This is a genomic window from Bacteroidota bacterium, from assembly GCA_017303905.1.
Classification (GTDB): Bacteria; Bacteroidota; Bacteroidia; order B-17B0; family Aurantibacillaceae; genus JAHEYG01.
The window spans coordinates 191,014-215,106 of the sequence record JAFLBH010000002.1; the positions used below are offsets into that span (position 1 = coordinate 191,014).

The 24,093-nt window shown below is 35.7% G+C and carries 24 protein-coding genes; 10 read left to right on the forward strand and 14 right to left on the reverse strand.

The genetic code is table 11. From position 1 onward, the window contains the following. Positions 1 to 4 precede the first annotated feature (4 nt). A complete protein-coding gene (locus tag J0L69_08580) occupies positions 5 to 487 on the reverse strand; it encodes a winged helix-turn-helix transcriptional regulator (GenBank protein MBN8693239.1) in 483 nt (160 codons plus the stop codon). 135 nt (positions 488 to 622) lie between these two features. Between J0L69_08580 and J0L69_08585 the strand changes: the two genes are divergently transcribed. Further along, positions 623 to 1,660, forward strand: a complete 1,038-nt coding sequence (locus J0L69_08585; protein MBN8693240.1) for a PD40 domain-containing protein — start codon at positions 623 to 625, stop codon at positions 1,658 to 1,660. Here J0L69_08585 and J0L69_08590 read toward each other — a convergent pair. Genes J0L69_08590 through crtI form a run of 4 tightly spaced genes read right to left on the reverse strand, consistent with a single transcriptional unit; the run spans position 1,638 to position 4,622 of the window. Further along, positions 1,638 to 1,838 carry a hypothetical protein gene (locus J0L69_08590; protein ID MBN8693241.1) on the reverse strand — a complete coding sequence of 67 codons (201 nt, stop codon included), beginning with the start codon at positions 1,836 to 1,838 and terminating at the stop codon, positions 1,638 to 1,640. The two genes, J0L69_08585 and J0L69_08590, sit on opposite strands and share 23 nt — an antisense overlap. After that, positions 1,831 to 2,523 carry a lycopene cyclase domain-containing protein gene (locus J0L69_08595; protein ID MBN8693242.1) on the reverse strand — a complete coding sequence of 231 codons (693 nt, stop codon included), beginning with the start codon at positions 2,521 to 2,523 and terminating at the stop codon, positions 1,831 to 1,833. Before J0L69_08595 ends, J0L69_08590 begins: the two co-directional genes overlap by 8 nt. After that, the gene (locus J0L69_08600) at positions 2,516 to 3,151 is read right to left on the reverse strand and encodes a carotenoid biosynthesis protein (GenBank protein ID MBN8693243.1); all 636 of its coding nucleotides are present in this window, start codon (positions 3,149 to 3,151) and stop codon (positions 2,516 to 2,518) included. Before J0L69_08600 ends, J0L69_08595 begins: the two co-directional genes overlap by 8 nt. Position 3,152: 1 nt before the next feature. Beyond that, positions 3,153 to 4,622, reverse strand: coding sequence for a phytoene desaturase (crtI, locus tag J0L69_08605; protein ID MBN8693244.1), 1,470 nt, complete (start codon positions 4,620 to 4,622; stop codon positions 3,153 to 3,155). Between the two features lie 52 nt (positions 4,623 to 4,674). Between crtI and J0L69_08610 the strand changes: the two genes are divergently transcribed. From J0L69_08610 to J0L69_08625, 4 genes are all read left to right on the forward strand, one after another. After that, positions 4,675 to 6,144 (forward strand): oleate hydratase, encoded by a 1,470-nt coding sequence (locus tag J0L69_08610; protein ID MBN8693245.1) that lies wholly within the window; start codon positions 4,675 to 4,677, stop codon positions 6,142 to 6,144. A gap of 3 nt (positions 6,145 to 6,147) precedes the next feature. Further along, positions 6,148 to 6,648: an isopentenyl-diphosphate Delta-isomerase gene (idi, locus tag J0L69_08615; protein MBN8693246.1), complete on the forward strand. Its 501-nt coding sequence runs from the start codon at positions 6,148 to 6,150 to the stop codon at positions 6,646 to 6,648. 90 nt (positions 6,649 to 6,738) lie between these two features. Then, a complete protein-coding gene (locus J0L69_08620; protein ID MBN8693247.1) occupies positions 6,739 to 7,011 on the forward strand; it encodes a hypothetical protein in 273 nt (90 codons plus the stop codon). 5 nt (positions 7,012 to 7,016) lie between these two features. After that, positions 7,017 to 7,379 (forward strand): hypothetical protein, encoded by a 363-nt coding sequence (locus tag J0L69_08625; GenBank protein MBN8693248.1) that lies wholly within the window; start codon positions 7,017 to 7,019, stop codon positions 7,377 to 7,379. On the opposite strand, the gene J0L69_08630 is transcribed toward J0L69_08625, so the two are convergent. Continuing rightward, entirely contained in the window at positions 7,376 to 7,996 is a 621-nt protein-coding gene (locus tag J0L69_08630) for a hypothetical protein (protein ID MBN8693249.1), read from the reverse strand. The genes J0L69_08625 and J0L69_08630 overlap by 4 nt on opposite strands. A gap of 90 nt (positions 7,997 to 8,086) precedes the next feature. Here J0L69_08630 and J0L69_08635 point away from each other — a divergent pair, with 90 nt between their 5' ends. Genes J0L69_08635 through J0L69_08645 form a run of 3 tightly spaced genes read left to right on the forward strand, consistent with a single transcriptional unit; the run spans position 8,087 to position 13,976 of the window. Next, positions 8,087 to 10,249: a glycoside hydrolase family 9 protein gene (locus tag J0L69_08635; protein ID MBN8693250.1), complete on the forward strand. Its 2,163-nt coding sequence runs from the start codon at positions 8,087 to 8,089 to the stop codon at positions 10,247 to 10,249. 7 nt (positions 10,250 to 10,256) lie between these two features. After that, on the forward strand, positions 10,257 to 11,831 hold the full coding sequence (locus J0L69_08640) for a hypothetical protein (protein ID MBN8693251.1): 1,575 nt from the start codon (positions 10,257 to 10,259) through the stop codon (positions 11,829 to 11,831). Positions 11,832 to 11,834: 3 nt separating this feature from the next. Continuing rightward, the gene (locus J0L69_08645; protein ID MBN8693252.1) at positions 11,835 to 13,976 is read left to right on the forward strand and encodes a SpoIIE family protein phosphatase; all 2,142 of its coding nucleotides are present in this window, start codon (positions 11,835 to 11,837) and stop codon (positions 13,974 to 13,976) included. A gap of 42 nt (positions 13,977 to 14,018) precedes the next feature. Here J0L69_08645 and J0L69_08650 read toward each other — a convergent pair whose 3' ends face one another. The 8 genes from J0L69_08650 to J0L69_08685 all read right to left on the reverse strand — a co-directional run bounded on the left by J0L69_08650 (position 14,019) and on the right by J0L69_08685 (position 22,409). Continuing rightward, positions 14,019 to 14,237 carry a hypothetical protein gene (locus J0L69_08650; GenBank protein MBN8693253.1) on the reverse strand — a complete coding sequence of 73 codons (219 nt, stop codon included), beginning with the start codon at positions 14,235 to 14,237 and terminating at the stop codon, positions 14,019 to 14,021. 260 nt (positions 14,238 to 14,497) lie between these two features. Continuing rightward, on the reverse strand, positions 14,498 to 14,974 hold the full coding sequence (locus tag J0L69_08655; GenBank protein ID MBN8693254.1) for an SRPBCC family protein: 477 nt from the start codon (positions 14,972 to 14,974) through the stop codon (positions 14,498 to 14,500). A gap of 45 nt (positions 14,975 to 15,019) precedes the next feature. Continuing rightward, positions 15,020 to 16,216 carry a sensor histidine kinase gene (locus J0L69_08660; protein ID MBN8693255.1) on the reverse strand — a complete coding sequence of 399 codons (1,197 nt, stop codon included), beginning with the start codon at positions 16,214 to 16,216 and terminating at the stop codon, positions 15,020 to 15,022. Next, complete coding sequence (locus J0L69_08665; protein ID MBN8693256.1) at positions 16,216 to 18,099, reverse strand: ABC-F family ATP-binding cassette domain-containing protein; 1,884 nt, start codon at positions 18,097 to 18,099, stop codon at positions 16,216 to 16,218. The genes J0L69_08660 and J0L69_08665 overlap by 1 nt, the downstream gene beginning before the upstream one ends. Positions 18,100 to 18,108: 9 nt before the next feature. After that, the gene (cdaA, locus tag J0L69_08670) at positions 18,109 to 18,909 is read right to left on the reverse strand and encodes a diadenylate cyclase CdaA (GenBank protein MBN8693257.1); all 801 of its coding nucleotides are present in this window, start codon (positions 18,907 to 18,909) and stop codon (positions 18,109 to 18,111) included. Between the two features lie 3 nt (positions 18,910 to 18,912). Then, complete coding sequence (locus J0L69_08675) at positions 18,913 to 19,800, reverse strand: exopolyphosphatase (protein MBN8693258.1); 888 nt, start codon at positions 19,798 to 19,800, stop codon at positions 18,913 to 18,915. Then, complete coding sequence (ppk1, locus tag J0L69_08680; protein MBN8693259.1) at positions 19,800 to 21,905, reverse strand: polyphosphate kinase 1; 2,106 nt, start codon at positions 21,903 to 21,905, stop codon at positions 19,800 to 19,802. The genes J0L69_08675 and ppk1 overlap by 1 nt, the downstream gene beginning before the upstream one ends. Positions 21,906 to 21,908: 3 nt before the next feature. Further along, the gene (locus tag J0L69_08685) at positions 21,909 to 22,409 is read right to left on the reverse strand and encodes a histidine phosphatase family protein (GenBank protein MBN8693260.1); all 501 of its coding nucleotides are present in this window, start codon (positions 22,407 to 22,409) and stop codon (positions 21,909 to 21,911) included. Between the two features lie 104 nt (positions 22,410 to 22,513). Here J0L69_08685 and J0L69_08690 point away from each other — a divergent pair, with 104 nt between their 5' ends. Then, positions 22,514 to 23,701: a DUF2130 domain-containing protein gene (locus J0L69_08690; GenBank protein ID MBN8693261.1), complete on the forward strand. Its 1,188-nt coding sequence runs from the start codon at positions 22,514 to 22,516 to the stop codon at positions 23,699 to 23,701. A gap of 2 nt (positions 23,702 to 23,703) precedes the next feature. Next, entirely contained in the window at positions 23,704 to 24,093 is a 390-nt protein-coding gene (locus J0L69_08695; GenBank protein MBN8693262.1) for a hypothetical protein, read from the forward strand.

A 24,093-nucleotide genomic window follows, 5' to 3' on the forward strand; every position in this document is an offset into this window, starting at 1 on the left:
AATCTTAATTTTTTGCTTTTGTTTTCTTGTAATTAAAAAATAAATCGTCGGAAGGAAGGGAATCTAAATTTTTGCAAACTAATTGCATCACCTTTAAAAAGGTTTTTCTTTCACCTTCGGAAATATTTAAAAAAGCCTTCTCATCAATTGAATCAAAGGATTGTACTATTTTTTTGGTTTGCTTTTCGCCTTTCTTAGATAACTTAATGAAATGCTCGCGACGATCGGCCGGATTAGTAGTGCGTTCAATATAGCCGGCCTTACTTAAATAATCCAAAACTTTTACCATGGCTGTTTTATCGATACGTAAATTATCACAAACCACTTGCTGACAACAGTTTTGATGATTGTATAAAAAGAAAAGCACCGAATAATAACGCTCCACATCTAAATTATCTAAACTCTTTGACAAAGCGCCGTAATACAACTTCGATAAAATAAGCGCTCTGGTTCCAACAGGCAGTTCGTTATTTATCTCACTCTTCATAATAGTTGAATTTTAAAATAGTTGACAAATATAACTAATTCCGGACCAATCATAACCGATTTAACAATTTTATGATTTTTGCCGAATTCGCTTTTTCATAGACTATTTCTCGTATTTTTGTAACCTATTTATTTTATGAAACGTCTATTTTTTATCGCCATTCTATTCTCGGGATTAACAGGAATTAACGCGCAGGAAAAACACCTAAAAAATCTACAAAAACTAACCTACGGCGGCGATAATGCTGAAGCCTATTTTTCGCCAAACGGAAAGATGGCCGCGTTTCAGAGTAATAATTCTAAATGGGGATTACAATGCGATCAGATTTTTGCCTTAGATATTGAAAAAGCAGCGAAAGACAGTACTTATAAACCACCAATGATAAGTACGGGCAAAGGCAGAACTACATGTAGTTATTACATGCCTAACGGAAAAGATATTTTGTATGCCTCTACACACAAAGCCAATGATTCTTGTCCGCCTGCCCCACAGATTAAAGGAAAATATTTGTGGGCCGTATACAAAGATTTTGATATTTACGTGGCCGATGAAAAAGGAAAGATAACCAAACAATTAACCAATTCGCCGGGATATGATGCCGAAGCAACCATTTCACCAAAAGGCGATAAAATAGTTTTCACCAGCGACCGCAGTGGCGATTTAGAATTATGGACCATGGATATTGATGGAAAAAATCAAAAACAAATTACAAAAGGATTAGGTTATGATGGCGGTGCTTTCTTTTCACCTGACGGAAAGAAATTAGTATTTCGCGCTTCTCGTCCGAAAACAGAAGAAGAAATTAAAGAATACAAAGATTTATTATCGCAACATTTGGTAGCTCCCACCAATATGGAGATATACACCTGTAATGTGGATGGCAGTGATTTAAAACAAGTGACTTCTCTTGGTAAAGCAAATTGGGCGCCGTTTTACCACCCTTCCGGAAAGAAAATTATTTTTTCAAGTAATCATCACAGCGCAAGAGGTTACGACTTTCAATTATTTATGGTGAATGAAGACGGAACAGGATTAGAACAAATCACAAACGAGAGCATGTTCAATGCCTTCCCTATGTTTTCACCGGATGGTAAGAAATTAATTTTCTCTAGCAACAGAAATAACCACGGTACCCGTGATACCAATTTATTTATTGCTGATTGGGTGGATTAAAATCCGTAGCGCATTTACCCGTTGTTAAACAGCGGTTTAGTAATCCGAAAATTAAAACAACCAGGCCTACTAAAGCCATTAACCATTCTTTGCGTTCGAAAGCAGTATAAATTATCCATGCTCCTAAAGGAGTTAAAATAATTCGGAATAATCCTATTTTTTGAATGAGTTTAAGCATGGCTTTTATTCATATAACGGAATTTCTCGTAAAAGAAACACCATAAAATGATCATGCTAAAGTTATAAAATAAATCCTCGAATGGAATGGTACCCATCCGAATGGATAAATTTTGGCTATCGTTGTAAATCAAAATGGGCCAAGATGTTAAAACTCCATTACAAATAGCAAACGGTAAAAGACAAACAGTAAAGGCCAGATAAAACAAATTAAGCTGTTTCCATTTCGCAAAATACGCCACGTAAACTATGCATAAGATGGCCACTATTGAGTTAACAAGCGTATAAACCTTATTAAAACCATATACAAGCGTAATTAAGTTTACGGCAATAATGATTTTAGTAATTAAATCGGTCACCGAATTAGTATAGTACTTTTTAAAGTAAACCCGAATACATTCATAAATAAAAACCGTTGAATACGGCACCGTAATAAAAAACAAACACTCTTCAATAGGCAAATTAAAAAAGTAAATACCACTCACAAATTCAGGATTAAACTGCCAGATTCCGCTTTTTGTAAATAGTATATCCCAAATAATAAAACCAACACCAACAATTAGAATGGAAAGAAAGAGCGATTTCCACGTTTTATAAAAAGCTACTTTTTTATCAAAGCTTAAAATAAGCGGAAAGAAAATAACAGCCGCATCCAATAACAAATATGTAAACTTCGGATTAATCACGAAATACGTATAAACAGAATAAGAAAAACATGAATTGAGTTACATATAAAGTAAGAGCAGCTTGATTCTCCTTTAATGGTAATTTCTTGCGTATGTAAAAGGAGAACAGCAACGAAATACAAAACCAAGCCACATAGTTAGTCATTGGAATATGATTGTCTTTCCAAAACCAAAATCCCATTATATGAACGCTTTGCTCAATCACCACATCCAATAGCACCATTAGTAATGAAGCGCCAATGACAGACACATAAAAGGATTGTTTCCGTAAAATCACATGGCAGGCATATAATAACATGATCCAATTTATGCCAATTACTAAAGGTACATTCAATAGTCTAGGGCCAAGATTGGTTCCGTAATAATACTCTCCAAAAGGAAAACCGGTATAAACACCCAGTACTTCAATAAAAAAGGCCAATAATGCCACATTCAAAACAACCACATAATGGATTGGCTTTAATTCAGCCTTCCAGAAAAGCATGATGGCGGAAAGCACCAGATTAAAAACCGATAGTTTTAAAAAGTAAACCGGGGCAAATAACATCCCAACTGCTCCGATACAATGAAACAATATAATAATCGCCGATGGCAACCAGGGATCGTTTATTTTTTTTAAAACATTCAACTTAATTATGCTTATCAATTATCATATTACCCGCAATTTTTGCCGAAAGTAAACACAAAGGAATTCCGCCACCCGGATGTACACTTCCTCCACAAAAATACAAACCTTTAATCTTACTGCTGTAATTAGCGTGTCTTAAAAAAGCAGAAAACTTATTATTGGAAGAATTGCCATACAAAGAACCGCCATAAGATGATGTATCTTTCTCGATGGTGAAAGGATCCCAAGTGGATTCCTCCTCTATGTAAGGAAGAATATCTGTTTTAAGAATACGGTTTATCTTCTTAATCACATTCAATTTCAATTCATCAAAATAACCTACCGGTAAATGCGATTTATTGTGAGGCGCGTTAATTAAGATAAACCAATTTTCACAACCCGGAGGTGCATCTTTTTTACACACTTTAGAACTGATATGGATATACACAGTTGGGTCGTGATAAGGTTTATCGGAATTGAAAAGCTGCTCGAATTCCTTCTCATAATTATCGCTAAACAAAATATTATGGACACCCAGCTCTGTGAATTCGCGTTTTATTCCCCAATAAAAAATATAAGCAGAAGATGATTTTTCCTGGTTTAGTAATTTATGTGGTGTGTATTTTGAAGGAAGTAATTTCTGATAAACAACATGCATATCGGCATCACTCAAAACGATATCACTTTCAAAAAGAGCACCATTCGCTTTTAGGCCTTTTACTTTTTCATTTTCAACAACAATTTCTTCCACCTTGTGGTTAAAATAAAACTCAACACCTTGTTCCTTTGCTAAACCATAAATGTACTTTGTGATGTCATGCATGCCTTCGTTTGGCATGAATGCGCCAATATTATATTCCAAATGCGGAATAATGTTGAGTAAAGCTGGTGCCTTATAAGGATTGGAACCATTATAAGTCGCGTACCGATTGAATAATTGTACTGTTTTTGGATTTTTAAACCGCTTTGCATTCGCTTCATGCATTGTTTTACTTAATTGCAGTTTTTTAATATTCCCAATAGCCTTAATTGTTTTAATATTAAAAAAATTAAGCGGCTTGTGTAAAGATTGATGTAAAAACAAATCAGACGTGTAATGATATAACTGAGCACTATGCTCTAAATGCTGCAATACAGCTTCCCTACTCTCACCTAAATGATGATGAATTTCATCGGCGAATGCATTTAAATCCGACTTCGCTTTTAAGCGCGTTCCGTCTTCATAAAAATAATGACAAACATCGTTCAGTTTTTGAAATTTAAACTGTGTTTTGGTTTTGGTTAGTTCACCCAATTCATTTACCAAATGCGGCATGGTAAATAATGAAGGTCCTTTATCAAATCGATAGCCGCCAAGATTCATTTCGCAAAGTTTGCCGCCGGGATGCGCTGCACTTTCGAATACGCTCACCTTAAATCCGGCCTTCGCCAAACGTACTGATGCCGCCAATCCTGCAATCCCACCTCCGATGATATGAACCCGCTTCAAAATTTTTACGTTTTTTAATAAACAATTGTAGTGAAAGTTTGTTTAACTTAGGCAAGTGAAGAAAAATATTTCCATAATCGGTGCCGGATTCTCAGGTTTAGCGGCAGCATGTTATCTGGCAAAAGACGGATATAATGTTACTATTTACGAGAAACATTCACAAATTGGCGGACGTGCACGTACCATCGAAAAAGATGGTTTTTTGTTTGATATGGGTCCAAGCTGGTATTGGATGCCGGATGTTTTTGAGCGTTTTTTCGGAGATTTCGGAAAAAAGGTTTCTGATTATTACGAATTAAAAAGACTTTCACCGGGATATCGCATTTACTTTAATGATGAATATTTAGATGTTCCCGCTTCGTTGGAAGAATTATACGAAGTATTTGAAAAACACGAGAAAGGAAGTGCAGCTAAGCTCAAACAATTCTTAAAAGAAGCCGAATACAAATACAATGTTGGGATTCACGAATTGGTTTATAAACCGGGCGTAAATATTTCTGAATTGATGGATGCCCGTTTGATAACGGGAATATTTAAACTGGATGTTTTCAAATCCATCCGAAAGCACATTGCTAAAAATTTCAAAAATCCAAAGCTGGTTCAATTGCTTGAATTTCCTGTTTTGTTTTTGGGCGCTTTGCCGCAAAACACACCCGCGCTTTACAGTTTAATGAATTATGCTGATTTAGTTCTTGGAACCTGGTATCCTATGGGCGGAATGGCCGTGGTACCGGAGGCTATGAAAAAACTAGCTCTTGAATTAGGCGTGAAGTTTGAAACGGGGGTTGACGTATCTGCAATAGAATTGAACGGAAACCTGGCAAAAAAATTAAAAGCGCAAAAGGAATATAACGGTTTTGATGCACTGATTTCTTCAGCAGATTACCATTTTACCGATCAGGTATTACTTCCTCCTACTCACCGTCATTATACTAAAGACTATTGGGAATCACGGAAAATGGCACCAAGTTCTATTTTATTTTATGTGGGTATCAATAAAAAATTACCAAATCTTCTTCATCATAATTTGTTTTTCGATGAAGATTTTGAATTACACTCTCAGGAGATTTACACAACTCCCAAATGGCCAAGTAAACCTTTATTGTATGTAAGTTGTACTTCCAAAACAGACCCTGTTACCGCGCCTGAAGGTTACGAAAACTTAACCATCTTAATTCCGGTTGCCCCGGGGTTAAATGAAAGTGAGGAAATAAAAGAGAAGTATTTCAATTTGGCTATAGAACGTATTGAGAAAAAAATTGGTATGAGCTTTAAAGAAAACATCATCTTTAAACATATTTATTCGCCAAAAAATTTCATCAACGATTACAACTCTTTTAAAGGAAATGCCTACGGCTTAGCGAACACTTTGCTTCAAACAGCGCATTTAAAACCTTCCATTAAGAGTAAAAAAGTGAAAAATCTCTTTTACACCGGACAATTAACTGTACCCGGTCCGGGTGTTCCGCCTTCTTTAATTTCAGGTAAACTGGTTGCCGATCAAATAAACAATTATTTCAAGTAAGTGATGGAAGAAGTTGTGCTTGTAAATGAGAAGGACGAATCCATTGGCCGGATGGAAAAAATAGAGGCGCATGAAAAAGGACTTCTGCACCGTGCCATTTCGGTATTCATTTTCAATGAAAAGGGAGAGATGCTTCTACAAAGACGAGCTTTGCACAAATATCACAGCGCCGGTTTATGGACCAACACCTGTTGCAGTCATCCTCGTCCCGGTGAAGACTCTAAAATGGCTGCAGAGCGCCGGCTTTTTGAAGAAATGGGCATTAATACCTCTTTAATTCATAAGGGACAATTTATTTACAAAACTGAATTTAGCAACGGTCTCACTGAATTTGAACTGGATCATGTTTTTACGGGAATTTATACTGAAAATCCCGAATTAAATCCCGAAGAAGCCGCCGATTTTTGCTGGAAATCCATTCCGGATATCAGGTCAGACGTAGAAAACTTCCCCAAAAACTATACTTCCTGGTTTAAAATAGCCCTCGAGAAGTTTTTTAGTTAATACACGGTTCATATTCCCGTGTTTTGTCGTTTCTAATAAAATCTTATATTTGTTACACGTAAGGTTCTTTTAACGAATTAACTTACTGTTATGAGAGAAAAAGTATTGATTATTCTGTTATTTTGTATTGCTATTGGATGCACATTCATATCCATGACACCATATAATACGGGCTTCTTGATTATCTCGGTTGGAATGGGATTAACAGTTTGCAGTTTAATCATGGCCTTTTTCATTAGTCCGTGGTATTTAGGCACTTTTAAAGACCGTTTTAAAAAATCATTGAAATTGGGTTTCATTTTAGCTTCCTCATTTTATATTTTAGGTTACTGCTTTATTTTACTTGAATCTTTAATCCGATAAGTATTATGTCACCCCTATTTAAAATATTATCAGTTATTACAGTGGTTTTTTGCTGTGTTGGCATGTTCTTTCTAGGGGGATTTTCGTTACATGAAGGTTACAATCCTGTGAAGCCAGATATTGACACGCAATTTGGTCCCGGTTATTCTGAAGAAAATTTTAACAAAATCACAGAAGGTATTGACTCATCGGAAGTAATAAAACTTGTGGGCCGTCCAATAGGCGTTATAGGAAGTTCTTCCAAATTATGGTATTATTCCACTGACGGAAAATGTAAATGGCAAAACTTTGCCTGGTTAGCCAGAGCAGTTGTTATCGACCGAAACGGGAAAGTAAAACAAGTACAAAAATCAGTACGCTACGATTAATCCTTAAATCGGATTTGTTTTGGATTTATCCCCAAACTCTTTAAAATTTCAATTAACTTTTCTTTGGCCTTCGTATTGCCTTTAAGTTCCGGTTGAGAATATTCTTTAAACTCCTTAACAATAAAAGAATCTCCTTTTCCAAAATTTAAACTTTCCACATAGTTTCTTATCTGTACTTTCTCGTATTCCGAAAAATCTTTCTCAGGATACTTTATCAATAAACTATCTTCGCCCGGAGGATGCGCTTCATTAAAAACCAAAATCAAATAATTTGAATCACCATTTGGATTAGGTGTATATTTCGTGGAATCTGTTTTTGCTGATTCTATAGGTTCGTCCTGTTCATTTGAAGAATCATTATTTGACTTAGCATTGACAACCGCTGTTTCATTCATTTTATTGCGTTTCCTTTTTTTAGCTTCCCGTTTCTTCTTTCTCACTTTGGCATTTGTTTGCATGCGCTTCATCACTACTTTTTTATCGGGCAAACCCACTTGCTTTGCAAAACATCCCCAACGTAAACAGATGTAAGGAAATTTATCGTGAATAGCACAAGAGCTGAGTAAAAGCGTTATGAGAATTAATAACGATACCCGAATATGAACCGCTTTATGCATTTAGTCGAATGTACAAAAACAAACCTTTAGTCTCCTAATTATTTTCTTATATTGCATATACAAATCGGCCTCTCCCTTAAATTTATTGAAATGAAAAAAATCATTGTCTTACTGTTTTTAGCAGTCAATCTCTTTGCGGCTCCTCCTGCCACTACGGTTGAATTTATTAAAGTAGATCAGTTTGGTTACAAGCCGAATGATGAAAAAATTGCAGTGATTGCGAATCCTATTACCGGTTACAACAACACAACACCATTCTCGCCAGGTAGTACTTATCAGGTGCGTGAATGGACAACCAATAACGTAGTTTTCACAGGATCTATTACGCCATGGAATGCAGGAGCAACACAAACGCAATCGGGTGATAAAGTCTGGCACTTTAATTTCAGTTCTTTGACAACTCCCGGGAGTTATTACATTTTTGATGTAACAAACAATGTTGGCTCGTATCGATTTGAAATTAGCACATGCGTTTATAACAATGTTATGAAAGCTGCGGTACGTATGTTTTATTACCAACGTTGCGGCATGGCAAAAGCTTTTCCTTTTGCTGATACAGGATTTGTAGATGGAGTTTGTCACAAAGGAACACAACAGGATACTGACTGTCGGCTTTATAATAATACCAATGTATCAACCTCGAAGGATTTATCCGGTGGATGGCACGATGCTGGTGATTACAACAAGTATGTGAATTTCGCTTACTCTCCATTAATTGATATGTTACTGGCTTATGAATATAATCCTACTGTATTCACCGACGACTATAATTTACCGGAATCAGGAAATGGTATTCCAGATTTATTAGATGAAGCGAAATATGAATTGGATTGGTTCATTAAAATGCAAGGAAACGACAGCTCCCTTATTTCTGTTATTGGCGGCGGTTCTGCCAGTCCGAATTCAGCAGATGTCGCGTTCCGACGTTACGGTCCGCCTACCACGGCAGCCAGTTTAACAGGCGCAGCAGCTTTTGCCTTAGCCGCCATTCAATTTAACGCCATTGGCCAAACTACATATGCAGCAGCACTTCAATCTCGCGCCATAAAGGCATGGCACTGGGCAAACAATCATCCCAATATAACATTTTATAATGCCGGAACATTAGCTGCAGGAGAACAACAAACAAGCGCTTATGACACTGATATGCGTAAGTTGGCCGGTGCGATTTATTTGTATGCGCTTACCGGAAATAATTTTTACAGAACTTATGTAGACGCAAATGTTCCCAATGCACATTTAATAATGTGGACCTATGCCTACCCTTTTGAAGCTGTTGAACAAGATGCCCTACTTTACTATACCAAAACGCCGGGAGCAACAACAGCTATCCGCAATCAAATAATAAATTCTTATTCGGTAAGTATGCAAACAAATAATGCTGATAATTTACCGGCACATATAAATAAAACTGATGCTTACAGAGCCTGGATGGCGAATAACAATTACACCTGGAACAGCAATCAAACTAAGAGTAAACAAGGTATTATGTTCCTATTAATGAATCAATATAATTTAAATTCTGCCAATTCTACGAATTACACGAACGCAGCTTCCGGATTTGTACATTACATGCACGGTGTAAATCCAAATACTAAAGTTTATTTAAGCAATATGAAAAAATACGGAGCTGAAAACTACGTAAAACAATTCTATCATAGCTGGTTTAAAGACGGAAGTGCTTTATGGGATGAAGAAGGAGTTTCCACCTATGGTCCTGCTCCCGGTTATATTCCCGGTGGACCCAATCCAAGCTATTCACTTGCTTCTTGTTGTCCGAGTACATGTGGAAGTGCAGCGAATAATGCACTTTGCTTAACGAATGTAACTCCACCCATGGGACAACCCATTCAAAAGTCGTATAAAGATTTTAATAATGATTGGCCTGTTAATAGTTGGGAGATTACTGAAGCCGGCATTTATACGAATGCCGCTTACGTTAGAATGTTATCCAAATTTATCAGTACAGGCTGCAGTACAAGCACCGAAATTAAAACTAATCATTTGGAATTACACAGTGGTGCAATGCTATACCCTAATCCTACGGAAAACAAATTGTTTATCCAATTGAGTAATAAAGCTACAGGTTTTAGTTGCAGAATATATTCGGTAAACGGACAGCTCTTAATGGAGGATAAAGACAATAATATCGGCACAATCGAACTGGTTATCGAAAAACTATCAGCCGGCATCTATTTTGCTGAAGTAAGCTATAATAACACTAAGCAAACTATTAAATTTGTAAAAGAATAAAAATCATATGAAATTCTCACTTAATTCAATCGCTCTTTTAGCTGGTATTCAGCTTTCTATTGCACAACAAAATTCTCCTTATACAGTTAAGGTTTCACAGGAGTTTGAATCTCCTAAACGCCATGTGGTAATGAATCCGGTTCCTTACGGTGATTTAGGCATCATTCAGGTTAATGCGAAAAAAGTAGAATCTTTTTCATTTCAATTATTTAACAACGATTTGAAGTTTTTAAAAGAAAACACCGTTAGTACGGAGGGAAAATTAAATGAACATGTAAGTTATAATCGATTCCAGAAGTTCAATAACAAAACTTACTTAATGGTAAGAGATGTTTTTAAAGACACAGAAACTGAAGGGATTTCCGCACTTGAGTTCTCGCCAGAAAAATTGGATTTTGTAGGGCAATCGCGCAATTTATTTAAATCATCCGATAAGGTACGTTCATTTAGTTATCGTTTTTACATGAGTGAAGATGAAAAAAACTTCATGTACACTTATGAGTTGGTAAGTCGTGAAAAGCGTGATAAACTAAATAAGGATATTGTGGGCATGCACATTTTTGATGAAAACCTGGGAAAAATATGGGGTGCGGAAGTTGAAATGCCATATACCGAAGCAAAAATGGACAACTGGGGTTATACATTGGGTGATGACGGAACTGTTTATTTACTGGCCAGAGTATATAACGATGACACACAAAAAGAAAGTATTGATGGTTTACCTAACTATCATTTTGAAGTTATTATGTATAATGCCGATAATGTTAAACCGAAAATAATAAAAGTAAACCTGGATAATAATTTTCCGAAAGAGGCGTACATCTATGAAAATGAAAAACATGAGATTTTTGTGAGTGGCTTTTATTCTAAAGGTGCCAACAAACCAATCGATGGGGCCTATATGGTAACGATAGATACTAAACAGGGCATTTCAATGAAACCCGAAGGCGGATATTATGAATTTCCTTCCGAATTAATTAAATCATTCATGAGCGACAGAGAAAAGAAGCGTGCAGAAAAGAAAGAACAAAAAGAATCTGATCTAGGAATCGATTTTTTAAAAATTCGTGCTATTTATAAAATGAAAAACGGATCAACGACCATCGTTTCTGAACAATACCATGTAGTAACGCGTACATATTATAATGGAAGAACTACACAAACAACGTATGATACCTATGCAGAGGATGTGTTTGTTATGAACATCGACGCGATGGGCAAAATGAAATGGGTAAAGAAAATTCCGAAAGCTCAACACAGTAATGATGCTGGCGGACCACAACTATCTATACAATCTTATGCAGTCGATAATGACATTCATGTTTTTTATGTCGACAATTTGAAAAATTTAAATTTGCCTGTGAATGAAGCGCCTAAATGGCATGAGCAAGGTCGCGGTGGATTTTTAACCGGCGTAAAAATTGATGAGAACGGCAATCAGAGTAAATATAATTTAGGAGAGGTAGAAAAATACGAGACCAATTTTTATATCCGTGAATTCATAGACGGAGGCAGAAATAACATTATAAGCAGTGAACGTAAACACAAAATGAACAGCCTTTACTCCATTGAGATAAAATAATGTATGAATCAAAGTATTAAAGCTAATACATTAATTAAGGTATTAATATGGATTACTGTTATCAGTAGTTTATTTGGGCAGTTATTTAAATTAATGCATTGGCCGGGCGCCAGTATATTAATGATGCTTGGTACCTTTGTACTTTGCTTTTTATACATCCCTTTGTATTTTATAGAGGCAAAAAAAGGTTTAGGAACAATTAAATCGAAATTGATCTTATTTGCTCAGAGCTTGGTTATATTTCTATTTGGACTAGGCTTTTTATTTAAAATCATGCATTGGCCGGGTTCGGGACTTTTATATGATTTAAATTACAGTATACTTTTCTTTGTTGTTACTCCCTATTCCATTTATCACTTAATTAAATCCTACAAGAAAAGTATTTTAACTACACACGCGGTTTTTCTTGCAATATACTTTTTTGCGTTCAGCATGAGTTCACTTTTTATGTCGGGTTCAGGTAAAATAAACGTTAATCCTATTTATGTACAAGGAAATAACATGGAAAATGCCCTGCAATCGGCAAACGCACGTAATATTAACTTATATAATACAATAAAAGATGCAGGTGTAAATGATTCTTTGTTCATCTCCATAAAAACTAAGAAATTAAAAGAATTATGCGACACTACTTCCGGATATATTCAGGACTTAAAATCTGAGCTAATAAGCAAGTCAGCAGTAATGACGAAAGCTGACGCAGATTCACTGCCTTTTATATATATTAAGAGTCCTAATGAAATGGATATCCCAAATTTAATATTGTTCGAAACGGGTGATCCAAAAACCTATAAATACTCAGCGTATCGATTAAAAAAGGTAATAAATAGTTTTAGAGACTCGCTTATTAGCCTGGTGAGTGAAGAAAAACGCATGGTAATTAGTGAAGGGATAAATTTATCGACTGAAAATTATGAAAGTACAGATGGAGAAATTATTCCGTGGGAAGTCGAAAACTTTTCGCATACCCCGCTCTTGTCTGCAATTTATACCTTACTTTCCATACAGTATGAAATTAAAAATGCTGAGTACCAAATATTAATTGACATTCTGAATTCAGAAAAACAAAACTTAAGCAGTAGCGTACAAAATAAAATATCTGAATTGAATTCGAATTATACAGAAAACAAAAAGCAAGAAGAGATTAGCAAATTACAAAGTGAAAATGAAAAGCGTGAAGAAATGATTAGTCAGCGCGAAGAAGAACTAAATACACAAAAGCAAACCATTCTTGTATTTGTATTAATCACCTTGTTATTCCTGGTAATGGTATTTTTTGTTGTAAGAAGTAACTATTTAAGAAAGCAGGCCAATAAAACTTTGTTGAGTCAGAAACAAATAATTGAAAAGCAAAAAGAAGAGGCAGAGCAACAAAAGCATGTAATTGAAGAAAAGCAAAAGGAAATAATAGATAGTATCTCATACGCAAAACGTTTACAAGAAGCCATTTTACCTCCTTCCAAATTCATTGATGAAAACGTACCTAATAATTTTGTTATATATCTTCCGAAGGATATTGTGGCCGGTGACTTTTATTGGGCTGAAAAAATTAATGAGCTTTTCTTTATTGCCGCGGCCGACAGCACCGGACATGGCGTACCGGGAGCGATGGTGAGCGTGGTTTGCAGTAATGCGCTTAATCGTACCGTAAAAGAGTTTAATATTACTGATACTGGAAAAATACTAGATAAAACCCGTGAGTTAGTTTTAGAGACTTTTTCAAAAAGTAGTAGTGATGTTAAAGATGGTATGGATATTTCCTTGTTGTGCCTGGATATAAAGAATAAATTGATTCATTGGAGTGGTGCCAATAATCCACTTTGGTATTTGAGCAACAATGAACTCAACGAAATTAAAGCCGATAAGCAACCCGTTGGAAAAAGCGATCACGCGAAATCTTTTACAAGTCACCAATTAAGCTATAAAGAAGGAGATATTTTTTACTTATTTACAGATGGACTTGCGGATCAATTTGGCGGACCAAAAGGAAAAAAATTCAAGTACAAACAATTTGAAGAACTACTAGTTTCTATTAGAAATAAATCCATGAACGAACAAGCTCATGAAATCAAACGTAATTTCATGGATTGGAAAGGCGGACTAGAGCAAGTGGATGATGTTTGTGTGATTGGTATAAAATTATAAAACAAAAGAAGTTTAATGCGTAAATCAGATTAGATTTAAACGTTAATTTTTATACCACTCATACATCATGATGTACTTGCTGTTACAAATACTTTCATATTGATTATTCCTTAAACTTTGAGTTTGATTAATTAATCTTCGCGCATACCTCTTGTTGAGTGTGACATTCTTATGTCCGTGTTTTATAATATGAGTATAAAGTTTGGTATTAATATCCAGCATATCGGCATTAAAACTCTTTTTTGCTCGCTTAGTTTTCATATAATTGATTTTAAAACAAAATAAGTTATTCAATCTTATCTGAATAATAATTTCCGATTATCAAACCATTAAGCAAACTCATAGAACAAGCTAACAATTCATTAAAACAAGCTTAATAAAAGCATAATGAACTAAAATCATAATGTTTTTACTTTTGTACAGGATGAACTTTGTAAACACATACAAAAGAAGTAGAAGATGGGAATTCCTATGGTACGGTATTATTATAGGTTTTACAATTGGAATTATTGCCGGAAATCTCATTTTTTAATCGATTGTGCCCCATATAATTCTTCAACCTTCCTGCGCCTATAGCTAAAAATATCGTCGAGTTTCGGTTTAATTAGTATTGGGTTGAATGTCTTACCAAATAAACCAAATGGTGCTTGATAATTTACAATATCGGTCATTAAAACTCCGCCATCAATTTCCTTTAAATGATGTTGATGATGCCACAATTTGTAGGGCCCTACCCTTTGCTCATCAACAAAAAATTCAAAATCGCGTACGTGAGTAATTTCTGTTACCCACGTCATGGGGATATTCAATAGTGGCCTTACCTTGTAAGTAATTATCATGCCAGGATACATCTTTTCCGGTAAATCTTCGGTAAGGACTTCAAACCCCATGTACTCAGGCGTTATTAGTTTTAAGTTATATGGAGAAGAAATAAACTCCCATACAGTATGAATAGGCGCAGGTATTTTTTGTATTTGCTGTAGAGTGTAGATAGACATAACAGAACAACAAATACAAGAAGAAAATGTTTACGGATTAACGAATTAATCTTGCTTAAAACTTAATTTAAAAACTAAGCCGTTTTGATTGCTGAACTCATACTTACCTTCTAATTGCTCCGTTAATGATTTAATAAGTTCAATACCTAAGGCATTGGGCTTATTTAAAGCTTGTTCACTAATACCGGGTCCGTTATCTTTTACGATTAAATTTATTGACTTACCGATTCTTTTTAGTACAATTAAAACTTGAATGCTCTTCTCATTAGATCCGGCGTGTTTATAGGCGTTTGTGATTAGCTCATTTAATATTAATCCGCAAGGAATAGCGTTGCTTAATTCCAGATTAATATTCTCAGCCTCTATCGTAACATTTAGTTCCTTGGATCCTCCCAGAGAGTGTTTAATATCCTTAACCAAATCATAAATATAATCCTTAAAATTTAAGCTCTCCAGGTTTTTGCTATTATACATTTTCTGATGCACAAGAGCCATAGAGTATACTCTGTTACGGCAATCATCCAATGCTTCTTGAACTTCAGATGATGCAGACATATCCTTTTTTAAACTTAACAAGCTTGTAACGATGTTCATATTGTTCTTAACCCTGTGATAAACTTCTGCCAATAAAACCTCCTTTTCATGAAGCATGTTTTTAATGCGTCGTTCCTGACTCATCGACTCGGTAACCACAACAATAATAAATGCAATGACAGTCACAAAACTTAAAATAATCATAAATGTACTTAAGTCTTGAATCGTTTCTTTAGACAAGGGAGATTCAAACCAATGATACCTGTAGCTAAGCACAATCACAACTGCACAAACAACAACTAGTGAGCTTAAAATGATCAAATGCTTTAACAATTCTCGACGACCAAGTAACTGAACCATACTGATAATAACAGGAAAGAAAAACAAAAGAATAAATGAGTCTTTCCCCATATGGAGATTAAATGCGGTTAAATAAATGTAACCAACAATATAAAACCAGTAAACTGCCCAAATAACATTCTTGTATTTGTTGAACACAAAAACAAGTGGTCCGATAACTAAAACGGTGATACATTCTAAGTTAAATTGCGGTAAACCAATTAAGCTAAAAAACACAACGCCGATAATATTATTGAGAAGTGCTATAATCGTAATTGCATTCAGCTTACGTATCAGGTAAACTTCCCAAGTTTGTAAGCCGGGCTTTACACCTATATTTACTATTTTATCTAAGAAGGCCCTTATCATTATGCCATTTTCTCTTGCAATTCAAGCCAGCGCATGGTTTTTTCCTCAAGAGTTTCATTATTAATTTTTAAATCATTACTTAATTTCTGTAAAGCCTCGTACGCGGTGGTAGTCCCCATACTGTTTTCTAACTCAACCTTCTTTTTTTCTAGTATACCAATCTCTTTTTCTATTAATTCCAATTCTCTTTGTTCTTTATAACTTAAGCGCTTGGTATCGGATATTGGTTTGGTTTCGATGTCTTTTACAGGTTCGGGCTCTACTTTTGGTAATTTGCTTTCTTCTTTTTGTTCCTGTTTCCATTCGCGGTATTCGGTATAATTACCTGGATAGTCTTTGATAACGCCATTTCCTTCGAACACAAAAACATGATCAACTAACTTATCAATAAAGTAACGGTCGTGAGAAACTATAAGCACGCAGCCACCAAAATCAGCCAAAAACTCTTCCAATACTTGTAATGTCACAATATCCAAATCATTGGTTGGTTCATCCAGAATTAAAAAATTCGGATTCTTTTGAAGTACGGTTAATAAATACAAGCGCCTTTTCTCCCCGCCACTCAATTTACTTACGTAATTGTATTGCATGTCGGGAGGAAAATTAAATCTGGTCAATAATTGAGAAGCGGATAGCTGTGTTCCGTTAGCAAGCGGAATAAAATCAGCAATATCGCGCACCACTTCAATCACACGTTTATCTTCACTTACCTTAATTCCCGCTTGAGAGTAATATCCGAACACCACCGTTTCACCGGTTTGTACTTTACCGGAATCAACTTGCTCTATTCCTTGCAGTATATTTAAAAAAGTACTCTTCCCTACTCCGTTCTTTCCAATAATTCCAATTTTCTCTCCCTTTTTAAATGTATAGGTAAAAGGTTCAAGTATCTTTTTTGCGCCGAATGATTTGGAAATTTTCACTAACTCCAAAATTTTAGAACCCAATCTTTCCATTTTCACGCTCAGTTCAACTTGCTTATCTATGCGCTTTTGTTTTGCTTTTTGCGCTACATCATCGAAGGCATCAACACGTGCCTTCGCTTTGGTTCCTCTTGCTTTAGGCATTTTACGCACCCATTCCAATTCGCGACGATACAAATTACGGGCTTTATCAATCTCAGCATTCAGCATTTGCTCTCTTTCAGCTTTCTTAACCACAAAATATTCGTAATTGCCCTTGTATTCAAAAAGCTTTCCGCCATCCAATTCAATAACCGTATTACATACTTCATCTAAAAAGTAACGGTCGTGAGTAACCAATAAAATACTGATTTGTTCCTTGGCTATATAATGCTCTAACCATTCAATCATGTCGATGTCCAAATGATTGGTTGGTTCATCCATGATGAGTAAATCCGGTTTATTAATTAAAACCTGAGCAAGCGCCAAACGTTTTTTTTGTCCGCCGCTTAGCGTTTTAATTTTTTGTTCCACATCATGTAATTCGAGTCTGGAAAGAATTTCCTTAATTGTTTTCTCATAATCCCAGGCGTTCTGCTCATTCATGTCTCGTAAAGCGCTTTCCAACAAATTTGCCGCGCTGGCATGTCCTTCTTCAGATAGTTTCAATGCCTTCTCGTAATTTTTAATACAAGCAGTTAATTTATTATCGGCTGAAAAAACATGATCGATGATGCTCAACTCTTCGTTCAAGACAATGTCCTGATCTAAAAACGAAACCGTAATATCTTTTCGAAAAACAACGTCACCGGAGTCGGCAATTTCTTTTCCCTTTAAAATTTTAAACAAGGTGGATTTACCACTTCCGTTTTTTGCCACGAGAGCTACTTTATCACCTTCATTGATGCCAAACGATATTTTGGTAAAAAGCACACGATCGCCATATGACTTTGATAGGTTGTTTACAGAGAGCAAGTTCATAAGGCAGAATTATCTAATATTTTTTTCGAGTAAGAATCTTAATTTTTCGCGGGTTAAACCGGCATTAATTTCTCCATGAGTAGTTAGAGAAACAGCACCGGTTTGTTCGGAAACGCTGATAGCAATTGCATCCGTTGTTTCAGTAATACCAACGGCAGCACGGTGACGCATGCCATAATTAGCCGGAAAATTTTCTTTTTCGGTAACCGGCAAAACACAACGAGCGGCTACAATTCTGTTGTTTATAATGATGACAGCCCCATCGTGAAGCGGTGAGTTTTTAAAGAAAATATTCTCGAGCATACGTGCAGTTAAAGCGGAATCCACCTTTTCGCCGGAATTAATGTAAAACTTTAAATCAGACTTTCTGGAAATAATAATTAAAGCGCCGGTTTTGGTTTCACTCATATTAAAACAGGCGGTAATCAATTCATCCACATCTAATTCAATTCCCTCTTCTGCCTTATTAATGTTAAACTTTAGAATATTTCTCCAATTCCTGCTTCTGATAAATTCATTGGAACCAATGTATAACAAAAACTTCCTTATCTCCTGTTGAAACACAACCATGATGGCAATAACTCCTACATTGACAAATTTTCCCATCAAGGAACTAAGTAATTTCAGTTCAAACGCTTTTGTCACAATCCACACCACATAGATTAGGGCTAATCCGATAAAAATATTTACGGCGGATGTGCCCTTCACCATATTATAAAGCAAATAAAGGATAATGGCTACTAAAAGTATGTCGATGGCATCGGTGATTCCGAAATGAATAAATAAAATATAAAGCTTAGTCAGATACATCTTTTATTTACTCTTCTTTTTATAGTTATCATACATATCATGTACAATTCCATCCGATAAACCAATTTGAGGAACGAACACTTTTTCAATATCGGCTGTTTTCATCACCGTTAAGAAAATTTTAGCGGCGGGGATAATTACGTCGGCACGATCGGGTTTAAGACCTAATCTTTCAACACGTTCTTCATAGGTGTATGAATTAAGCATGTCATATAAGTCTTTGAGTTTATCGTAATTCAGATGCTTAGTTTCCTTTTTGTTGATCATTTTAAACATCTTATTGATATTTCCGCCGGAGCCAATCGCATATAACGGATGAATACCAACTGTGCTTCGCTTCAACCAAGCCTTCATTTCCTCCCACTCTTCTTTATTTACTTTATCCAACAACATCCTTACTGTACCAATGTTAAAAGATTTGGCGGCTATTACTTTTTGATTGAAATACAAGGTGAGCTCTGTACTTCCACCACCCACGTCGATGTATAAATAAGCAAACTTCGGATTTAATATTTGTTCGATATGATTCGAAAAAACCAAGGCAGCTTCCAATTTACCATCAATAATCTCCACATTGAGTCCTGATTCTTGTTTAGCACGGGAAATTATTTCTTGTCCGTTTGCAGCATCACGCATAGCACTGGTAGCAACGGCTCTTACACCATCAACCTGATAAGCCTTTATTAATTCGTTAAAACCCTTTAATGAGGTGATTAAACGCTCTTCTTTTGCTGAAGAAATTTTTCCTTTTAAAAATACATCTTCTCCTAAACGAATAGGCATACGGATTAATTCTTCTTTATGGAAATGAGGTTTACCTTCCAGCTCATACACCCTGCAAAACAAGAGTCGAATAGCGTTACTTCCAATATCTACTGCTGCAAAAACCATTATTTAATATTACTGAGTTCTACTTTTGATTTACTATATGTTTTATTCGATTCTTTGATGTATTCATACACTTCATCCTGCACCCTTATTTTGCGTTCTCCGGGTTGGGGCTTCTTGTAAATATTCTCCTGAAAAGGATCTAAGATTCTTACTTTGGTATTTCCCGCTAACTGAATATTGATGATATCCTTAATCTGCTTTCTTATTTCCTTATCATATATTGGCACCGCTACTTCACTTCTGCTGTCCAAATTACGACTCATCCAATCAGCCGATGTGAGATATATTTTTTCTTCACCGCCATTATGAAAAATAAAAACGCGGGCATGTTCCAAATATTTATCCACGATACTATAAGCCACAATGTTTTTACTATACCCATCAATACCGGTAACAAGAGAGCATGCGCCGCGTACAATCAGTTGAACAGGCACACCCGCGTTGGAAGCCTCATACAATTTCACAATCATTTCACGGTCAACCAAGCTATTCATTTTTAAAATAATGCCTGATTTTTTTCCCGCTTTAGCGTTTGCAATTTCCTTGTTTATTAATGAAACAAAAGTCTTACGCATGTAAAATGGCGCAACTGCCAAATGTTTAAATTGTCCGACTTTAAAATTATCAACGTAAAAATCAAAAACCTTATTTACTTCATCGGTGATTAATTTATTGGCAGTAAGTAATGAGAAATCGGTATAAATTCTTGCCGTTTTTTCGTTGAAGTTACCGGTTCCTACATGCGCCACCTTTACTTCTTTACCTTTAATGCGTGAGGTAATTAAAAAAAGCTTAGAGTGTACTTTTAATCCGGTTACCCCGTAAATAACATGCGCTCCTTCTTCTTGCAATTTATTAGCCCAATAAATATTATTCTCCTCATCAAAACGCGCTTGCAATTCAACCAACACCACAACTTTCTTTCCGTTCTTTATGGCATTAATGAGTGCATTGGCAATTTTGGAAGAATCTGCCACTCGGTATAAAGTAATTTTAATCGACTCAACGCGTGGATCAATAGACGCTTCCCTCAATAAATTAATAATGTGATTAAATGTATGGTAAGGATAATGCAATAAAATATCCTTATGAAAAAGTGTGTCCAGAATTGTTTTATTGGTATTCTGCAACAAACCGTGTTCTAAAGGCGGTTGATGCTTGTAAATTAATTTCTTTTCGCCAAGGGTTGGGAAATTGATGAAATCCTTAAAGTTATGGTATCGTCCACCAGGAATAGCATTATCTTTTTTATCCATTCCAAGTTTCTTCATAATGAACGAAAGCATATCGTTTGGCATGGCCGCATCATATACAAATCGAACCGGCAGTCCCTTCTTTCTATCCTTAATACCCTTCGATATTTTTTCGAGCATGCTTTTACTTACGTCATTATCAATATCGAGCTCGGCATCGCGCGTTAATTTTATATTATATGATTCAACTGATCTGAAACCAAATACCTCAAAAATTTCATTTACACAATAACGGATAATATCGTCAAGAAGAATAATGTATTTCTTTTCATCTTCTGTTGGTAATACAACAAAACGATTGAGAATTTTAGAAGGAATCTCGATAAGGGCAAATTTGTTCTTTTTCTTTTCCGCAATGGAAATCAGCTTCACGAACAAGTAGCCTGACTTATCTTTCATATACGGAAAACTCTTGGTATCATCCACCATGATGGGAAACAAAGCAGGCAATACATCCGAATGAAAATAATTTTTTATATAGGCAATTTGATTTTCATTTAACTGCCGCTCATTAATCATGAAAATATTATTGTCGGCCAATTCCTTTAAAATCTCCGTATAAATTTCCTCGAAACGATTTTGCTGCTCAATTACTTTTCGTTGAAGTTTTGGTAATAGTTCTTTAGGATCTTCGCCATACAAGGAAACCGCTTTACGTCCCAATTTACTTAAACGTCTAACGGTGGCTACCCTAACCCTATAAAACTCGTCACGATTATTACTGAAAATACCAAGAAATTTAATTCTTTCAATCAGCGGTGTCGTTTTATCGGCGGCCTCTTGCAAAACTCTTTCATTAAATGAAAGCCAGCTGATTTCACGATTGATATATGGGAAGCTCTTTTTTGCCATAAATTATTTAAAACTTTTCGGGAATTTATTTAACAACAGTTGCCCATGCTTTTTATCTGCCACTTCCTTCCAATTCTCATAAGGAAAACCAATTTTTATAATTCCGCAGGTTGGTACGTTTTCAAATAACAAATCTTTATTCAGTTCATTCGTCAGATTTGTAATTGCCGGATTATGTCCGAATAACATAACACGGTTATTTTTTTTATCGAGTTTAGAAATTATCTCTAAATAATCTTGCATGGTGCTTTCATACAAATCGCCGTTCACCATTACCTGAGCCTCAGGAATACCAAATGTTCTGGCAAAAATATACGCGGTATTAATGGCACGCGTTGCAGGGCTACTCAGTAATAAATCAGGTAGAGTAAATTCACTTTTATACCATTGACTTAACTGATAGGCGTCTGCGTATCCTCTGTCGTTCAAATGACGGTCGATATCTTTAATCGCTTCATTCGCCCAGTCCGACTTAGCATGGCGTATTAAAATCAGTTCCTTCATTTCCTCAATATTTTAATGTTATAATTAAGCCAGTTAATTGTTTATAAATATGCGAATTTGTATGTTCTAAAAGCTCTAAATTTACATAAAAGCTGCGGCAAATTATGAGCAATAAATCAACAATAAAGTGTCCGAACTGTCAGCACGAATTTGAAGCGACCGATGCTTTCAGAGATGAAGTGCAAAGAGAGCTGAATACAAAAGCAAAGGAATGGCAGGCTAAGAAGGAAGAAGAATACAAAAAGAAGGAGGATTTGTTCCAGCAACAAATGACGGAAGCCTTAAGTAAACAAAAACTTAACATTGAAGAATCCATTAAGAAATCGGTGGCCGATGAATATGAAAACAAGCTGAAATTATTAGCCGATTCTAATCTGAAAAACGAAGAAAAACTGAAGGAAGCCCGTCAAAAAGAGCTGGAATTTCTCAAGAAAGAGCAAGAATTAAAGAATAAGGAGGCCGAGCTCGACATACAATTACAAAAAAAATTAAACGAGGAAAGAACAAATCTTCTTGCTTTAATTCAGAAACAAGAACAGGAAAGAAATTCTCTTAAGTTTAAGGAGTTTGAAAAACAGATTGAAGATCAGAAAAAACTGATTGATGAGATGAAACGAAAGGCCGAGCAAGGCAGTATGCAGCGCCAAGGGGAAGTACAAGAGTTAGCCCTGGAGGAAATGCTGAAATCAAGCTTTCCATTTGATAGAATTGAAGAGGTTGGAAAAGGCATCAAAGGGGCCGATTGTATGCAGTTTGTGCGAGACCATACAGGAAGAGAGTGCGGAAAAATCATCTATGAAAGTAAACGTACCAAAGCTTTCACAAACGAATGGATTGAAAAGTTGAAGAATGATATGCGGGCGCAAAACGCCGATATTGCGGTTATAGTTACAGAGACTATGCCCAAAGACATGGATAATTTCGGTATGAAAGACGGTGTTTGGATATGTAATTACAATGAAATTAAATCGCTTGCGTTTGTACTTCGCGACGGACTTATTAAAATCAATAATGCCTTGGTAAGCCAGGATAACAAAGGCGATAAAATGCAAATGCTCTATGATTTTTTAACCGGCAATGAGTTCAAACAGCAGATTGAAGCCATTGTGGAAGGATTCAGCGCTTTAAAAGAAGGAATTGGCAAAGAAAGAATTCAAATGGAAAAACTGTGGAAAGAAAGAGAAAAGCAGCTGGAAAAAGTGCTTTTGAATACCTCACATTTTTATGGATCCGTTAAAGGAATTGCCGGAAATGCTATCGGTGATATTAAAACTTTGGAACTAGGCGAATAATTATGCAAGTACCTCCGTACGCAACTGAAATAAAGAAATATTTTACCTGGATGGGTGAAGACGGTATTTGTCGCACCAAAGTGAAGGAAGGCTCTGAAATAGTATTAGAAGACGCTTTGGAAAACTCGGCACTTGTTACTTCCTTCTATAAAGGCAAAAAATTTCCGATTATGATTGACTCAAGGGGAATCAAATCGATGTCGCGCGAAGCGAGAAATCACTTTTCTGCAAGAGGACGTGATTCTAAAACTAATTCATTCGGAATTATCGTTAAATCTCCAATAAGCCGAGTTGTTGGTAACTTTTTCTTAGGAATTAGTAAACCATCTGTTCCAACAAAACTTTTCGAAACTGAAGATGAGGCTAAAGCCTGGCTCAAAAACTTCATTTAA

Coding starts and splice junctions, on each gene's coding strand:
- J0L69_08675 (MBN8693258.1), bottom strand. CDS start 19,800: ATGGTTTTTGCAGCAGTAGATATTGGAAGTAACGCTATTCGACTCTTG.
- J0L69_08690 (MBN8693261.1), top strand. CDS start 22,514: ATGAGCAATAAATCAACAATAAAGTGTCCGAACTGTCAGCACGAATTT.
- J0L69_08590 (MBN8693241.1), bottom strand. CDS start 1,838: ATGCTTAAACTCATTCAAAAAATAGGATTATTCCGAATTATTTTAACT.
- J0L69_08585 (MBN8693240.1), top strand. CDS start 623: ATGAAACGTCTATTTTTTATCGCCATTCTATTCTCGGGATTAACAGGA.
- cdaA (MBN8693257.1), bottom strand. CDS start 18,909: ATGTATCTGACTAAGCTTTATATTTTATTTATTCATTTCGGAATCACC.
- J0L69_08580 (MBN8693239.1), bottom strand. CDS start 487: ATGAAGAGTGAGATAAATAACGAACTGCCTGTTGGAACCAGAGCGCTT.
- J0L69_08620 (MBN8693247.1), top strand. CDS start 6,739: ATGAGAGAAAAAGTATTGATTATTCTGTTATTTTGTATTGCTATTGGA.
- J0L69_08660 (MBN8693255.1), bottom strand. CDS start 16,216: ATGATAAGGGCCTTCTTAGATAAAATAGTAAATATAGGTGTAAAGCCC.
- J0L69_08625 (MBN8693248.1), top strand. CDS start 7,017: ATGTCACCCCTATTTAAAATATTATCAGTTATTACAGTGGTTTTTTGC.
- J0L69_08645 (MBN8693252.1), top strand. CDS start 11,835: ATGAATCAAAGTATTAAAGCTAATACATTAATTAAGGTATTAATATGG.
- J0L69_08650 (MBN8693253.1), bottom strand. CDS start 14,237: ATGAAAACTAAGCGAGCAAAAAAGAGTTTTAATGCCGATATGCTGGAT.
- J0L69_08685 (MBN8693260.1), bottom strand. CDS start 22,409: ATGAAGGAACTGATTTTAATACGCCATGCTAAGTCGGACTGGGCGAAT.
- ppk1 (MBN8693259.1), bottom strand. CDS start 21,905: ATGGCAAAAAAGAGCTTCCCATATATCAATCGTGAAATCAGCTGGCTT.
- J0L69_08640 (MBN8693251.1), top strand. CDS start 10,257: ATGAAATTCTCACTTAATTCAATCGCTCTTTTAGCTGGTATTCAGCTT.
- J0L69_08635 (MBN8693250.1), top strand. CDS start 8,087: ATGAAAAAAATCATTGTCTTACTGTTTTTAGCAGTCAATCTCTTTGCG.
- idi (MBN8693246.1), top strand. CDS start 6,148: ATGGAAGAAGTTGTGCTTGTAAATGAGAAGGACGAATCCATTGGCCGG.
- J0L69_08655 (MBN8693254.1), bottom strand. CDS start 14,974: ATGTCTATCTACACTCTACAGCAAATACAAAAAATACCTGCGCCTATT.
- J0L69_08695 (MBN8693262.1), top strand. CDS start 23,704: ATGCAAGTACCTCCGTACGCAACTGAAATAAAGAAATATTTTACCTGG.
- J0L69_08665 (MBN8693256.1), bottom strand. CDS start 18,099: ATGAACTTGCTCTCTGTAAACAACCTATCAAAGTCATATGGCGATCGT.
- J0L69_08630 (MBN8693249.1), bottom strand. CDS start 7,996: ATGCATAAAGCGGTTCATATTCGGGTATCGTTATTAATTCTCATAACG.